Source organism: Bacillus sp. Cr_A10 (assembly GCF_029222665.1).
GTDB lineage: Bacteria > Bacillota > Bacilli > Bacillales_A > Planococcaceae > Psychrobacillus.
In genome coordinates this window covers 1-14,377 of sequence record NZ_JARHXR010000006.1, presented here as the reverse complement: position 1 = coordinate 14,377, position 14,377 = coordinate 1, and the positions used below count along the sequence as shown (strand labels likewise).

16 protein-coding genes and 1 rRNA gene are annotated in these 14,377 nt (G+C 36.2%); 4 read left to right on the top strand and 13 right to left on the bottom strand.

Annotation, left to right across the window (positions count from 1 at the left end):
• Positions 1 to 39 precede the first annotated feature (39 nt).
• Together P2Q73_RS03215 and P2Q73_RS03210 are read right to left on the bottom strand one after the other, a co-directional pair.
• On the bottom strand, positions 40 to 1,152 hold the full coding sequence (locus P2Q73_RS03215; protein ID WP_275784222.1) for a M20 peptidase aminoacylase family protein: 1,113 nt from the start codon (positions 1,150 to 1,152) through the stop codon (positions 40 to 42).
• Positions 1,153 to 1,172: 20 nt separating this feature from the next.
• Positions 1,173 to 2,015, bottom strand: a complete 843-nt coding sequence (locus P2Q73_RS03210; protein ID WP_275783821.1) for a MurR/RpiR family transcriptional regulator — start codon at positions 2,013 to 2,015, stop codon at positions 1,173 to 1,175.
• 105 nt (positions 2,016 to 2,120) lie between these two features.
• Here P2Q73_RS03210 and P2Q73_RS03205 point away from each other — a divergent pair, with 105 nt between their 5' ends.
• A complete protein-coding gene (locus tag P2Q73_RS03205; RefSeq protein WP_275783818.1) occupies positions 2,121 to 2,285 on the top strand; it encodes a hypothetical protein in 165 nt (54 codons plus the stop codon).
• Positions 2,286 to 2,377: 92 nt separating this feature from the next.
• On the opposite strand, the gene P2Q73_RS03200 is transcribed toward P2Q73_RS03205, so the two are convergent.
• Positions 2,378 to 2,992: a PH domain-containing protein gene (locus P2Q73_RS03200; RefSeq protein ID WP_275783815.1), complete on the bottom strand. Its 615-nt coding sequence runs from the start codon at positions 2,990 to 2,992 to the stop codon at positions 2,378 to 2,380.
• Positions 2,993 to 3,109: 117 nt separating this feature from the next.
• Between P2Q73_RS03200 and P2Q73_RS03195 the strand changes: the two genes are divergently transcribed.
• Positions 3,110 to 5,272: a M28 family peptidase gene (locus P2Q73_RS03195; RefSeq protein ID WP_275783813.1), complete on the top strand. Its 2,163-nt coding sequence runs from the start codon at positions 3,110 to 3,112 to the stop codon at positions 5,270 to 5,272.
• Positions 5,273 to 5,326: 54 nt separating this feature from the next.
• On the opposite strand, the gene P2Q73_RS03190 is transcribed toward P2Q73_RS03195, so the two are convergent.
• Together P2Q73_RS03190 and P2Q73_RS03185 are read right to left on the bottom strand one after the other, a co-directional pair.
• Positions 5,327 to 6,286 (bottom strand): D-2-hydroxyacid dehydrogenase family protein, encoded by a 960-nt coding sequence (locus tag P2Q73_RS03190; protein WP_275783811.1) that lies wholly within the window; start codon positions 6,284 to 6,286, stop codon positions 5,327 to 5,329.
• A 13-nt stretch (positions 6,287 to 6,299) separates the two neighbouring features.
• Entirely contained in the window at positions 6,300 to 7,034 is a 735-nt protein-coding gene (locus P2Q73_RS03185) for a sulfite exporter TauE/SafE family protein (protein ID WP_275783808.1), read from the bottom strand.
• Positions 7,035 to 7,197: 163 nt separating this feature from the next.
• On the opposite strand from P2Q73_RS03185, the gene P2Q73_RS03180 reads away from it, so the two are divergent.
• Positions 7,198 to 8,196: a PQQ-dependent sugar dehydrogenase gene (locus P2Q73_RS03180; protein ID WP_275783805.1), complete on the top strand. Its 999-nt coding sequence runs from the start codon at positions 7,198 to 7,200 to the stop codon at positions 8,194 to 8,196.
• A gap of 1 nt (position 8,197) precedes the next feature.
• On the opposite strand, the gene P2Q73_RS03175 is transcribed toward P2Q73_RS03180, so the two are convergent.
• The 6 genes from P2Q73_RS03175 to P2Q73_RS03150 all read right to left on the bottom strand — a co-directional run bounded on the left by P2Q73_RS03175 (position 8,198) and on the right by P2Q73_RS03150 (position 12,318).
• Positions 8,198 to 8,671, bottom strand: coding sequence for a GNAT family N-acetyltransferase (locus tag P2Q73_RS03175; protein WP_275783802.1), 474 nt, complete (start codon positions 8,669 to 8,671; stop codon positions 8,198 to 8,200).
• A gap of 11 nt (positions 8,672 to 8,682) precedes the next feature.
• Entirely contained in the window at positions 8,683 to 9,378 is a 696-nt protein-coding gene (locus tag P2Q73_RS03170) for a hypothetical protein (RefSeq protein ID WP_275783799.1), read from the bottom strand.
• Entirely contained in the window at positions 9,375 to 10,103 is a 729-nt protein-coding gene (locus tag P2Q73_RS03165; protein ID WP_275783797.1) for a hypothetical protein, read from the bottom strand. The genes P2Q73_RS03170 and P2Q73_RS03165 overlap by 4 nt, the downstream gene beginning before the upstream one ends.
• On the bottom strand, positions 10,090 to 10,968 hold the full coding sequence (locus P2Q73_RS03160; protein WP_275783795.1) for an ATP-binding cassette domain-containing protein: 879 nt from the start codon (positions 10,966 to 10,968) through the stop codon (positions 10,090 to 10,092). The genes P2Q73_RS03165 and P2Q73_RS03160 overlap by 14 nt, the downstream gene beginning before the upstream one ends.
• Complete coding sequence (locus P2Q73_RS03155; RefSeq protein WP_275783792.1) at positions 10,965 to 11,339, bottom strand: GntR family transcriptional regulator; 375 nt, start codon at positions 11,337 to 11,339, stop codon at positions 10,965 to 10,967. Before P2Q73_RS03155 ends, P2Q73_RS03160 begins: the two co-directional genes overlap by 4 nt.
• 112 nt (positions 11,340 to 11,451) lie before the next feature.
• Positions 11,452 to 12,318: a helix-turn-helix transcriptional regulator gene (locus tag P2Q73_RS03150; protein WP_275784219.1), complete on the bottom strand. Its 867-nt coding sequence runs from the start codon at positions 12,316 to 12,318 to the stop codon at positions 11,452 to 11,454.
• 138 nt (positions 12,319 to 12,456) lie between these two features.
• Between P2Q73_RS03150 and P2Q73_RS03145 the strand changes: the two genes are divergently transcribed.
• Positions 12,457 to 12,810, top strand: coding sequence for a VOC family protein (locus tag P2Q73_RS03145; protein ID WP_275783789.1), 354 nt, complete (start codon positions 12,457 to 12,459; stop codon positions 12,808 to 12,810).
• A 285-nt stretch (positions 12,811 to 13,095) separates the two neighbouring features.
• Here the strand turns inward: P2Q73_RS03145 and P2Q73_RS03140 are convergent, their stop codons facing one another.
• Both P2Q73_RS03140 and rrf read right to left on the bottom strand, forming a co-directional pair.
• Positions 13,096 to 13,911 carry a nuclease-related domain-containing protein gene (locus P2Q73_RS03140; protein WP_275783786.1) on the bottom strand — a complete coding sequence of 272 codons (816 nt, stop codon included), beginning with the start codon at positions 13,909 to 13,911 and terminating at the stop codon, positions 13,096 to 13,098.
• Positions 13,912 to 14,186: 275 nt separating this feature from the next.
• Positions 14,187 to 14,302 (bottom strand): 5S ribosomal RNA (rrf, locus tag P2Q73_RS03135).
• Positions 14,303 to 14,377 lie beyond the last annotated feature (75 nt).

The following is a 14,377-nucleotide window of genomic DNA, read 5'->3' as shown; positions in this document are numbered from 1 at the left end:
CCTCTTTTAACCGATTAAATCGATTATGAGAGGATCCTTTTAGTTATTTTCTAAAGTTATAAGTACTGCTTCCTTTAAAATCTCTGAACCTGTAAATAGCATATCATGGTTAAATGACATTTTAGGGTGATGCAATCCTGGGGATAAATCACATCCAAGTCCTATCATGGTCGCTTTCAATTCTGGTTTCTTAATTGTATAAAAATGAAAATCATCCCCACCAGAAGTTATAAGTGGTTTAGTGCATTTTTCTATTCCTATTACCTTAATAATCGCTTTTCTCATTATTTCTTGTGCTTCATCATTTACTATAGCCGCAGGTAATTCTGACTCAAAATAATAATCAATTTTCGTATTATATAAATGTTGAACGTCTTCAATTATCTTGAGTGCTTTTTCTTTCAAAAGACTCATTGTTTCATTATTTTGTGCTCTCATATCAACACTAAAACTTCCATTTCCAGGTATAATATTTTTATTATCCCCTCCGGCTTGTATAGATGTTATTTTGATAGATGAGGGAACTTGCGGATCCACATTTATAAATTTAAATAAATGATTAACAGAAGTGATGATATCAACCGCATTCGATGTTAGATGAGGTCTCGCACCATGACTGTCATCTCCAGAAATAGTTGCATGCATAAAACAACCAGCTCCATGTACAATTATAGGGGTAGCAAATCCTGTGTTTAGCTCTTGAATAGGTCTCAAATGAATACCAAATAGATAATCTACATCATGTATTGCTCCCTTTTCTACCATTTTCAATGCACCGTTTCCTTTTTCTTCTGCTGGCTGAAATATAAATCGCACTGTTCCGGTGAACTTAGATGCCAAAAGAAGTCGAATTGCTCCAATTACCATTGTCATGTGAGCATCATGTCCACACGAATGATTTGCTCTAAAGACACCATCTACTTCTTGCCAAAGTGCGTCCATATCTGCTCTAATTGCAACTACTGGCTTCCCTGTCCCTATATCTGCAAATAGTCCAGTACAATCACTAAAGCTAGTGACTCGACAACCTTCCCTTTCAAGTAAATCTTTAATATACTTTGTAGTCTGAACTTCATTCCAACTAGTTTCCGGATGTTCATGTAAATGTGCGAAAATTTCTTTCAGATCATTCTCTACCTCAATAGTGCTAATCAATGTAAATCCTCCTTTTATTAATTAAAAAACAATTTACTATATGTTTGTTCATAAGAGGCCCTTTGCTTTTTATATTTATCAGAATCCTTTAAGATTACCCCTGCTAAGAGTGCATTTAAAAAAGATGTTACAACCGGAGCAGAATCTAATGTGGACATATAGGCAAGTTTAGTTGAGAACAGTAAACTTGTATGCTCTGAGATTGGGGAAATTTCAGAATCAGTGATGCCAATTACAAATACATTTTTCCTTTTTAACTCTTCCGCCACATGTAATGTTTGGACCATGTATCTACTAAATGAAAACGCAATTAATACACACTCTTCATCTAGTTTCTGTAAAGAAAAGTAATCATCCATATTTAAGTTAATTAATTTACTATTACCTCTTATTGTATTTAAGGTGAAGCAAAACCAGTGAGCTAAACCATAAGACGCCCCATTTCCAACTACCACTATTTGTTTTGCGTTATAGATTTTATTAATAGCTTCATCAAAATCAGATTTTTGAATAGATTGAGTGGTTCTTTTAATATTTACTTGATCCCTAAGCATTACTTGTTCAAAAATTGTAGACTCCTCAGGTGTATCTATCATATCTGTTTCATAATCCAATATGGTAGATTTCAGTTCAAATACTGAAGATCTAACCTCCTTTTGTAATTCTAAAAAGCTTTTATAACCTAAAGAATATGCCAGTCTTATTACACTCGTTTCACTTACTCCTATTATTTTTCCAATCTTTTCAGCAGAGTTAGATGCAAAAACGAAGGGATGCTCTTTTAATAGTTCAGCTACTTTCTTCAAACTGTTCGAAAGAGTATTGAAGTGTTCCTTTACTCTAATTTCATAGTCATACATATTCGATGTTCTCCTTTTTGAAGGATTTCCTTTTATTTTATAAATTAAATAAGGTTTCCCTTTATTATCATACCATTTTATCTGAAGATTCACAACTTAACAATTATGTTCTCAATCAAAAATGAAAATTATCTATCTGCAGTAGATGTGGATTATGCATATGAATTCACTAAAGGCTTAGAAGAATTTAAGACCAATGAAAAACTAGGATATCGCACTGCTGGCTCCGAGCCAGAGTTAAAAACTGTTGAAAAAATTGAAGAAGAATAGTTGATTAAGTACGTTTTTTATTACAAGTAACCAAAGTTTATTCATCCGGTCACAACAAAAGCCCCCGACATTCATCGGAGGCTTTTCTTGTTTTATTCATTAATATATAGTTCAAATACGTCTGCAAAATCTTTTTTAACGTATTTATCCTTTTGATCAAGTAACCATTCTGTTGCGAAGCGAGTAATCTCTTCAAATGAACCAGCAGGAGTCACTTCTCTACTTTCAATTTTGCCGATGGATTGTGCTGCGTATCCTAAGCTATTTTGGGCAATATCATATTTCTTAGCGTTTTCTTTCATTTCAACAGAAATAGTGTGAATTACTTTATATAAGTCTTTTATTTCCGTTGAGAATTTTTTATGAATATCAATTGATAAAGGGACATTGCCGATCGTGAATTTGATTTCTACATCTAGATCAATTGTTCCTGCTGTTTCAAGTGCTACGTCTGTAATTGGGTGATAGGCATAATCGTATCTTCTTAGCATTCTTTTCTTACTCATTGCGTTTTGACCATCTACATGAATAAGCCCTTTATTTGTGAAGCAATATTCATCCGCTTTTGTTTTGATAAGGAAATAAATAACCTCACCTGATTCGTGCATCACAAAATCGTCTGATTCTGTTTTATCAAATTCTGTTTTCGGTACAACTATTCCAATATCCGATAAGCCTAATGCGTCTGATGCTAATTTTTTTAGCATTTGATTTACCCCCTTGATTTTATACTAATTTAAGATTATCATAGTTTAGCTTGGGCAATAAAGGGAATTCTTAACTATAAAGAATTTTTTAAATTTTTAGTAAAGGAATGTGATCAATTGAAAAAGTTTGTTAGCTGCCTTACTTTGGCGATGTTAGTTGGTATGTCGCTCGTAGCATGTACACCTAAAGAGGAATCTTCTGACAAGAAAGAAGAGACTGTCCAAGAAGGAAAGGATGTTACTTTGGAAGGTAAAAATGAAAATTATCTATCTGCAGTAGATGTGGATTATGCATATGAATTCACGAAAAGCTTAGAAGAATTTAAGACCAATGAAAAACTAGGATATCGCACTGCTGGCTCCGAGGCAGAGTTAAAAACTGGTGAAAAAATTGGAGAAGAAATGAAAAAAATTGGCTTAACCGAAGTAACCAAGGATGAATTCACTTTAGATACTTGGGAATTTGAGAAAGCAGATTTAACATTCACAGACGAAAACGGCAAGGAGCATTTAGCTGTTTTAGGTGGTTACCAAGTTAACTTTGATACTAACGGCATGAAGGAATTAGATATCGTCTATGCAGGTAAAGGTACTGCAGAAGAACTTGCTGGACTTGATATTGAAGGTAAACTCGTTTTAATAGACATCAACCAGCGTGAGGAATGGTGGATCAATTACCCTGCTTATCAAGCGCATTTAAAAGGGGCTGCTGCAGTAATTGCAGTACAAGAAGCTGGCTACGGTGAAGCGGACCCAGATGCATTGAATGCCCAAGATATCTGTGGCCCGGATGATGCACCTGCATTTTCTATGTCCCAAACAGACGGTAATAGTTTAAAGAAAGCTTTAGAAGCCAGTGAGAATGGTTCCATAAAAGTTAAATTCGATGCAAAATCAACCGTGAAGATGGATGGGAAATCATATAACTATTACGGTAAAATCATCGGAAAAGATCCTGAGTCTTATATTATTCTATCTGCACATTATGATTCTTATTTTACTGGATTCCAGGATGACAATGCCGCAATCGGTTTAATGATGGGTGTTGCGAAAGGTTTAGTTGATAGCGGCTACAAACCAGAAAAAACGATTATTTTCAATGCACTTGCTGCAGAAGAATGGGGCGTTTCCAACTCTCGTTATGACTGGTCAACAGGCGCATACAATCAAATCTTCAATATCCACCCGGAATGGGTTGGAAAAGCATTTGCTAATATGAACTTTGAGCTTCCCGCTTATGAACATACTACCCAAGATGAAATCCGCTCTGTATATGAGTTAGATAACTATTTAACGAGATTTGCGGAGACAGTCCCAGCTGTAGATGGTGTATATAAAGATGGTATTTCCGTCGTTTCCCCACTACGTACTTGGTCTGATGACTTCTCTTTTGGCATTGCTGGGGTTCCCGCACTGCGTAATGATTTCCAAGATAGTGAATTCATGCGTTCGCATTATCACTCTCAATTTGACAATGAAGAAACGTATAATGAAGATGCTTTTAAATTCCACTTAAATTTATACGGTTTACTCACTATGAAATATGATCAAACTGCAGTCGTACCACTAGACTTCACAAATCGATTACAAGCATTGAAAGAAAAAATCAATGCAGAAACATTTGAAAAAGCTTCTGTTTCTTCGGACGAGCTTGTTGCAGAAATTGATCGTACTCTAGCAATTACAGAAGAAGTAAATGCGAAGGTAGCAAAGATTAATGAAGATTATCTAGCAGCGTTAACAGAAGGTGACTCTGAAACAGCTAAAAAGCTTTACGATGAAAGCCGTGAGTTGAACAGTGGCTTACTTGCTGCATTTAAATATGCGGAAGATAATTTCACACGTTTAACATGGGAAGACGTTCTAATATTCCCTCACGAACACGCACAAAGTAATATAGATAATTTAACATTATCTATTGATGCGTTAAACCAAGGTGATATCGCTACCCCACTGGACGAGTACCTATGGGCAATCGATAACAACTGGTACGCATATGATTTTGAAAAAGAAGTATTCGATTATTTCACGGACTATGTGCTTGAAGCTCCAAAGGAAAAACTTATGTGGGGTGAAGGCAGAATTGTTGGCCATGAAGATTTATTCGATACAATTAAATCGCTGAAAGAAAAAAGAGATCTAGCTGATGCGGATGTGTCTGCAGAGATCTCAACTTTGAATGAAACATTAGAAAGACAAAAGGAACTATTAAAAACAACCGTTTCCGATGAAACTGCTAGTATAAAAGAACTTGGTGAGATGTTGGCCAAATTAAAATAAATCGAAAAAGCTGTCCATAGGAGTAATAAACTCAATGGACAGCTTTTTTCTTATTTAATTCAACTGCCGAATAACTTTTCCTTCCAAGAATGCCTGGATATCTTCTACTGTTTCTTTAAAATAAGTGCTGTAATTTCTTTCGCTTACATAACCAAGATGAGGAGTTGCAACCACATTTGGCAGAGCGCGGAAAGGATGACTTATTGGAAGTGGCTCGGTGTCAAATACATCTATCCCTGCTCCTGCGATCCAGTTTTCTCGTAAAGCATGGATGAGTGCATCTTGGTCAACGATAGCTGCGCGAGAAGTATTAACAAGATAAGCTGATGGTTTCATCAGCTTCAATTCTTTCTCACCAATCACACCTCTTGTTCGATCACTTAGTACAAGATGAATGGAAACAAAGTCACTCGTTTCAAGTAACTCCTCTTTTGAAGTTGCAAGTTGTACACCAAGATTGTCTGTTTGTTCTTTCTTTAAGTTTTGACTCCACGCTATAACTTCCATACCGAATGCTTGCGCAATCATTGCCATCTTACTCCCTATTTTTCCAAGTCCAAGAATCCCAAGACGTTTTCCATATAAATCGGACCCGACCGTGCTCTGCCAAGGTCCATCATTTCGAAATTCATTATTTTCTTTTGTAATTTGGCGAGCAAGATTTAAGATAAGAGCCCAAGTCAGTTCGGTTGGCGGCTCAGACATGCTTGCTGTTCCACATACCGCTACTCCATGTTTTGTTGCAGCCGGAAGGTCAATAGAAGCATTTCTCATGCCTGATGTGATGAGTAATTTTAGTTTTGGTAGCTTTTCAAACAAAGATGCAGTAAATGGTGTACGCTCACGCATGATTACTACTATTTCAAAGTCATTTAATGCATAAATGAGCTCCTCTTCCTTTTCAAAATGATTTTGAAAAGATTTTACCTCTAATTCATCCAAAATATTGGACCAGTCTGCCATCTTAAGGGCAACATTTTGATAATCATCTAGAATAGCACAACGCAATTTCATTTATTCTCCCCCACTATTTAAAATAATCGACCATAATTTGCAAGATTAAAAGAACTGTTACTAGTCTAAGAAGTGGTTTCACATGCTCGGTTTTTAATTTGCGAGCTAGTCTTACTCCAACCTGAGCACCTACAATTGCTCCAAGCATTAATGCTAATGTAAGTGGCCAAATGATTTTACCAGTTGAGATATACGTAATGGCTGATCCAAAGCAACTCGCAAAAACTCCAATTCGTGCTAAGCCGATCGCTCGTATATATGCAATTTTTTGGCTTGCATATAAGTACATAGCAAGTGTGCTGCTCCCTGGACCAAACATTCCATCGTACATGCCTATACCGAGCAGTGCAGGTCCCGTTCTCTTATTAACATTAAATTGTTCCGTCCCATCAAAATTCCCTTTTCCCATGAAGGAAGTTACAAACGCAAAGCTTAATAAAATGATGGCAATGATGGTCAGTGTACTTCCGCTTAATAGAGACGCAATTAGTCCACCTAAAATACCTCCCCCTAAACAAAACACAAGGACCGACAGTGCTTCTTTCACAGAAACTTCTTTTTCCTTAAAGATAACAAGAAAGCTTGAGAGAGAACTGACTGTATTGGAAACCTTGTTTGCACCGATTGCCGAATGCACTGGTAATCCCATAAGTAACATCGTCGGTAAGCTTATCAGTCCCCCTCCACCGACCAATGTACCGACTACATTACCTGCAATTCCAATCAAAAAAAATATGAAAAATTCCATTGTATATCCTTCTTTCCAAACATCTATCATATGGTTAGCTTACGCCTCTATTCTTGATAAGTAAATTCAATAGTTATTATCGATTTACATAGGAAAAACTTATCAAGATTTGAAGGAGATTAGATAAGGAAAAGGGAAGAAGTAATAGAAGGAGGGATATCCATTGAAGAGACTAATACTCTTATCACTCATTTTATTTGGTTGTACAAATGAACCCATTTCAGATGGAGAAATTATTGCGGAGAAAGTGGCAACAAACCTAGATATTCCATGGGCGATTAACCAGCATGAAAACACTTTTTATATTTCCGAACGTGTAGGTAGGATTGCAAAAGTGACAAGTGATGGCAATGTTACGCATGAAGAAGTGGTGCTTTCAGATAATTTGTCTGACGCATCCGAAGCGGGTTTACTTGGTTTTGTATTAAAAAACGATTTTATAGATTCACAAGAAGCCTATGCTTATTATACGTATGATGAAAATGGGGAATCCTTCAATCGAGTAGTAACCATTAAATTAGAAAACGACATGTGGAGAGAGACTGCTATTCATTTAGACGGTATCCCGACTGGCAACATCCATCACGGAGGTCGATTAGAAATCGGACCAGATGGACTTCTTTATATCACTATTGGAGATGCTGGAAATCCCCAGAATGCCCAAGACCCATCTTCCCTTAATGGAAAAATAGTCCGAATGAAAGAAGATGGCACTTTTGAGATTTATACTACAGGTCATCGGAATCCACAAGGATTGGCATGGGATAAAGAAGGAAAGCTTTATGAAGCCGAACATGGACAATCAGCTAATGATGAAGTCAATTTAATCGAGCAAGGAAAAAATTATGGCTATCCCATTATAGAAGGCACGGAAAGGAGAAATGGTTATGTTACACCTATCGTCACTTCCGGTGCCAATGAGACATGGGCTCCTTCAGGTATCAGTTTTCATAAGGGAAAATTATATGTAGCTACCCTTCGAGGAGAAGCGATAAAAGTAATTGATGTCTCCACTGGAGAAGTGGAACGCTCTATCACCGGTTTTGGTCGTATTCGAGATGTTTACTCAGACGGAGAATCCCTTTATTTTGTTACGAATAATACAGATGGAAGAGGGTCACCAAGAGAAGATGACGATGTGCTCTATCGATTGATTAAGTAATCTACGATACTCGTAGGCACATCGCAATTTGTACACCAGACCTTCCTGTAAATCGTGTGCCTTCATCTATAAATCCAGATTTTAAATAGACAGATTGCGCAGCTTTATTTGCTTCATTTACACCAAGTACAACCTGTTCTACTAACGGAAAGTGTTCTTTTACATATTTCGTTAGTAGAATCATGGATGTTTTAGCAATTCCTCTTCCTTGATATGCTGGATGGATCGAATAACCTCTTAGTAAAATGCTTTGTTGGTGATCGGTATAGTTGAATTTATCATCACCCGTATCCAAAACAAAAAAACCTGCCACACTATCATCTTCTTTTATAACAATTGGCGTATATGTGGTATTGCTCTCGCTACGTTCCAATAGTTCAAGGGGATGTCCTGTGAATCCTAACTGCTCCTCCGAAAGCGGATAATCCTCTAATGCTGCACGATGTATTATTTCATATTTGGCAAGTGTAATCATTAATTCTCCTCCTAATACAATTGTAAGCCCATCTCATCTACTACGTTCATATGTTTTGGAACTGTCAAATATAAATATGTTTCCCCCTGCACTCTTACTGTTTCATTGCTTGGAAAGACATCATTGATCGTTAAAATGGCTAGATTGTTGGAAAAACGATAATACTTTAATTCTTGTTCAGTAGGCTCTTCAATTATTAATTGATCCTCTTCCCATTTAACTTTGGAAAATGGAATTCTATCTTTCATATTCATCCCGTTTATAAATAAATTTGTACGATACATTTTACCTTCTATTCGTTTCTCCTTGGAGTCAGTCCATTCCACAAATACTTTTGCCGGTAGATAATCTGGATTAGAAGATACTATATGGAATGTATCTCCCTCTATCTCATGCGTCCATTCTTCCACTAGAAAATCCTTATGAAGCTTGCTTACTTCATTCTTTCTAAACGCTTCATCAAATACTTGATTTTCGTTTTCTAGCTCTTTTAATTCGTTTATTGAAATTACTTCTTCCGCATTAGCTGGCATTAATTCGTACACGACAACCGCTAAAAAAAGAACACTTATATAGCTTAGAATAATTCCTTTTGCCAGACGTTTAGTTAAAATTATACGCTTCGATAAGTTCTTCATCCCAACACGAATAAACCAAGAAAAAAGTAAAATTAATAATATGGTTATGAACGCCATAATTACTGTCATGGTCTAACCTCCAGTCGATTAGAGCTGACTATTGCAGTTCCAAAGAAAACTATTGACACAAAAATTAGATTAACGATTAATAACCATATTGATTCATTCATAAAGAGAATCTGAATTAGTTTTTGCCCGATTTCTGTCGTCAGTATAGATAATACAATAATGGGGATTATAAACAAAAATAGTCTACTATTTTGTATAAGCATACCAGCTAAATAACCGCCCGACGCAAAACTCAAAATCAATAATGTAATGGCAATTATCGTACCGATCGAACTAAAGGGTTCATCGAAAACACCTGGACTTTTCATATACTCTGTACTGCCAAATAAAGAAAGATATACACGTAAAACATAGTTAGATAAAAAAGTGGACACTCCAGCAAATACACTAATAATTAGAAGGACAAGGATATTGGCTATATTACTGCTTAGGCGAGTAGTAACAAAAGAAAAATCGTCATAACGATATGCTTTGGTCGTAATAAGATTTCCTACAAAAAGAGCCCAAATTGCTACAAAGACCAATACTAAATCATTTGAAATTGTAATTACTTGAATATGGATATTGTTAATACTAGTTCCAAATGTACTCGAACCATTCGTAGAAAATAAAAGTCCTACTAGCTGCACGAAAATAAGCGATAATATTGCGCCCATGTAAGCGTTCATCTTGAACTTAACCTGTGTCATAACTACTTTTCCTAGAGTACTATTAGTTAAAAACATCATCAATCCCTCCTTTCGAATCACTAGTTACATACATACAAACATCACTTGCTGAAATAGATTTTGTACTAACTCCTTCTAGATGCATAGGTCCATCCTTCTTCACCACAGTATATAGAAGCTGATCATTAAGTTGTTTCGTATGTAGAATCTCTTTTTGAGATGTCCATTTTTTCACTTCTTCGGTATGACCTTGAATTCCAATTGCATACTCCTTCACTTCATCGAGGGACTTATGAAAAACTACCTTGCCTTTATGAATCAAAAGGATATCTTCTAGTAAATGTTCTATCTCCGCTAGGTGATGACTAGAAATTAAGATTGTGCGAGGATGTGCTATGTATTCTTTCAGCAAAGCTCTATAAAAATCAGTTCGTACAGCTTCATCCATTCCATTCGTCGGCTCATCAAACATCGTTAATTCACAACGTGTCGCTAAACCAAAAATTATATTAAATGTTCCTCTTGTTCCTGTGGATAATTTTGAATGCTGCTGTTTGGGATTCAAATTGAAATAGTTAAATAATCGTTCTGCTAGTTCTGCATCCCATTTGGAGTAGAAACTTGGGGCAGTTTTCAAAATATCTGCCAACGTAAATGAATCGGGAAAGCTCATTTGATCGTCTATTAAGATACTGTTCGCGGACACACATAAATTATTGAAAGCTTTATTAGAAAATACTCTTACCTGCCCAGCGTCTTCTTTTATAAATCCTGCTAGTATTTTAAGTAATGTTGTTTTTCCAGCACCATTACGACCTATTAATCCAGTAATTTTATGGTCTTCTACGTGAAATGATATATCTTCAAGCGCATGTATCTTCCTGTAACTCTTTTTTATATGTTGGCATTCTATAACCTTCATTTTTGCTCCTCCTCACATCTTTTTATTAATTGGATGAGTTCTTCTTCTGACACTGAAAGTCTCCTAGCTTCTAAAACAAGTTCCATCGCCATCCGTGTCAGCGTTTCCCCCCGTCTCTTATTTAGAATTGTTTCTTTTGCCTCGGTAGCTACGAACATGCCAAGACCTCTTTTTTTATATAAAATCTCATCTTCCACGAGAATTGTTAAACCTTTTGCTGCAGTTGCAGGATTAATATTAAAAAGGTCCGCTAATTGATATTGAGAATGTACTTTTTCATCGCTTTGGAATCGATCAGCGATTATTTCATTCTCAATCCATTCCGCTATTTGAATATAAATGGGCTTCGAACTATCTGCATCAAGATTCACTTATAGCAACCTACTTTCATATGAGTTAGTACATTAGTGTTGTAATGTAGTATATACTAAATTACAAAAAAATACCACATTCTTTTTTTAGAATGTGGTTAAAGAATTGCGATTAATTTTCAAATTCCTTTTCAAAGTTCAAGTTCACTGGTTCACTAGGCATTTCTTCTGGTACCATCATGTTAGTAGAAGGAGTTTTATCATCCACTTGCATAAAAGCAAATTCATCCATCCACACTTCTCCTACACCCTGAAGCATAACCCCAAAATAAATGGAATGTGCATTATGTGGCACATCTAATACGACAGAGTAATGATTCCATGCAGAGGTCCCAGTAATAGGACGATTTTGCATATTATCAAATTGCAAAGTGTCTCCATCTTTACCGTCTACACGCATCCACAATCCAACAAAACCTTCCACTTCTTTCGTTTGAATAAAACTAGATAACTTCATCCGCTTCCCGCACCATTCATTTGCAAGAAATTGCTGCATGACAGTACCAAATTCCCCTTGAACGGCCGGTGCTACAGATCTTAAATATCCCGAAGCACTACCCTTATGGACATTCTCAAAATCCCTACTCATCTCATACTTATTATTATGGGCACCACTTAAAAACCAACCTTCCATCATCTCTTCCTCCTTTTGATCTTTTTCTTCTAATAAAGTTCGCATGAGCACTCGATACTTTCCTGGGGGTAAGCCATATTCTTTTCGAAAGGCTCGTGTAAATGACTCTTGTGATTCAAACTGGTAAGTAAACGCAATATCTAGTATTCGAGTATCTGTATATATTAGCTTATTTGCAGCGTTCGTCAGCCTTCTATGACGTACATATTCACTTAGCGTCATGCCTACTTTACCTTGGAATAAACGATGAAAGTGAAAGAACGAATAGCCCGTTAACTGAACAATCTCTTCATTATTCACTGGTTCCTCCAGTTTCGTTTCTAACCAACTAATCGTCTTTTGCATAATATCCACTGCCCATGCACCTCCTCATACACTTATTTTAATAGACTTATTATGAGGGATTTTGATATTTTTTGCGATAGTAAAAGGATTTTAGGCTGTAATATAGAATTTATTAAGGAGAGATGGAGGGTTTATCAAATGAAACTCGGACAAATTGCCGTAAATGTAGAAAATGTAGAACGCGCAGTTGCGTTTTATAAGAATGTAATTGGACTACCACTATTATTTGAAACGAATGGATTAGCATTTTTTGAGTGCGAAGGAACGAGACTGCTGTTAAGCCGCCCCGAAACAGAAGAGTTCAATCACCCAAGCTCCGTATTATACTTTCAAGTAAAAGATTTAAATGGAGAAGTAACACGCATGAAAGAAGCAGGAGCCACTTTTATTGATGAACCCCATATGGTTGCTAAAATAGGAGAAGTAGAAACATGGATGGCCTTCTTTAAAGATACTGAAGGCAATACCCACGCACTAATGAGTGAAATTTAAAAAGGTAAGCCCCTCTTTGGAGGGGCTTATCTTGTTTGTGACCGTATAATGATATTTCTGACCGGATAGAATTAAATGTGTCCGGATAAAAGAATTTATGACCGGATAAAATTTTTTCTGTCCACATAAATAGTTTTCTGACCATATAGCATTTTTTCATTCATTTTATATTTAGTCGATTTTCCTTCTCCCATTCTTATTAGTCCCATACTTTGAATAATTCTAGTCGCTGTCTGATGTTTATGAATATGTAAAAATTTACAGCATTCTTTATTTGATATTTTTTCACCAAATCAGCACAAACCACTCAATTATCGCCTTTATATGTGCATGGGAATCTTTAAAATTGCAATTTGTGCATAACCAAGTTCTTTTAATTCTCTCCATACCAAAACTCTCACATTTCCCACACTGAACCCCTGTAATCAATTCACTAGGATCAATCCGCCAATTTCTGCACATTGGGTAAGGAAGATAAAACTGATGAGACTCCATAATATTTTTAACTAAATAGTCCATCTGATCAGCAGACAAATATTCCTTCTGCGTTTGTAACTGTCGGAGATAGACAGGAATACTCGTTGCATAAATAACATCTAGATGCTGCGGAGGTTTAACAATTTTTGATTTAGTTGTACTAAATACAATCACCCCACTTACGGGTAAACTAATTCCTCGCTCTTTTAACCATTCTCTAAGTAAATATATATTTCGATTTAGCTGCACTTCTGGACTTTCAAAAGTATCCTCCTGTCCATTCTCCAACCTTCTGACTAAACAAGCGGGATCATTTTGAAAACTCAACTCCCCAACAACATTTTTACATTCTAAAATAACTATTCCATATGGAGTAATAAAAACAGTATCCATTTGGAATTTACCATTTGAAGATAGGCTCACATCATGCAATATTCGACATTCATAAGGAAATTGGTATTTTTCAAATATCTCTTCTACTATTGTTTCTCCAATGATTCCAGCTTTTGCGGATAACATCCTGGAATTTATCAATGGTTTCATCGCATGCTCTATTGGTAGACGGTGATAGAGCATCTTCAACCCCATATATTTGTGTTCTATTGAACGTTTCTTAATAATCAATTCAGTTATCACCCCTTTGTTGCACCATAACATATATATTTAAAATGTAAATTGTATAAAAATGACGATAATTTTGTTTTGAGCATAAAAAATGATTTAAAATGAGAATTTAAGCGGATATTGTATGTCAAAATTTAATTTCTGAGAGTCGGTAGTTGTCAGTATTTCCCGGGAAATGTCGCACTTTATAAGTTAAAATTCCTTTTCATTTTTCACTAAATAAAAAAATAAACAAAAAAAAGCCGCCACCGATTATCGGTAACGACTTTTCTAGTGCCCAGCGACGTCCTACTCTCACAGGGGGAGACCCCCAACTACCATCGGCGCTGAAGAGCTTAACTTCCGTGTTCGGTATGGGAACGGGTGTGACCTCTTCGCCATCATCACTAGACTCTTCGGCTTTCCATACACATCGTACTTCTTCGTCAACTTCATTCGTTCGGTCAGTCACGTACTTGAGTACGCT

Coding starts and splice junctions, on each gene's coding strand:
- P2Q73_RS03160 (WP_275783795.1), bottom strand. CDS start 10,968: ATGAAGGTTATAGAATGCCAACATATAAAAAAGAGTTACAGGAAGATA.
- P2Q73_RS03165 (WP_275783797.1), bottom strand. CDS start 10,103: ATGTTTTTAACTAATAGTACTCTAGGAAAAGTAGTTATGACACAGGTT.
- P2Q73_RS03170 (WP_275783799.1), bottom strand. CDS start 9,378: ATGACAGTAATTATGGCGTTCATAACCATATTATTAATTTTACTTTTT.
- P2Q73_RS03205 (WP_275783818.1), top strand. CDS start 2,121: ATGTTCTCAATCAAAAATGAAAATTATCTATCTGCAGTAGATGTGGAT.
- P2Q73_RS03150 (WP_275784219.1), bottom strand. CDS start 12,318: ATGCAAAAGACGATTAGTTGGTTAGAAACGAAACTGGAGGAACCAGTG.
- P2Q73_RS03200 (WP_275783815.1), bottom strand. CDS start 2,992: ATGCTAAAAAAATTAGCATCAGACGCATTAGGCTTATCGGATATTGGA.
- P2Q73_RS03190 (WP_275783811.1), bottom strand. CDS start 6,286: ATGAAATTGCGTTGTGCTATTCTAGATGATTATCAAAATGTTGCCCTT.
- P2Q73_RS03175 (WP_275783802.1), bottom strand. CDS start 8,671: ATGATTACACTTGCCAAATATGAAATAATACATCGTGCAGCATTAGAG.
- P2Q73_RS03145 (WP_275783789.1), top strand. CDS start 12,457: ATGAAACTCGGACAAATTGCCGTAAATGTAGAAAATGTAGAACGCGCA.
- P2Q73_RS03210 (WP_275783821.1), bottom strand. CDS start 2,015: ATGTATGACTATGAAATTAGAGTAAAGGAACACTTCAATACTCTTTCG.
- P2Q73_RS03185 (WP_275783808.1), bottom strand. CDS start 7,034: ATGGAATTTTTCATATTTTTTTTGATTGGAATTGCAGGTAATGTAGTC.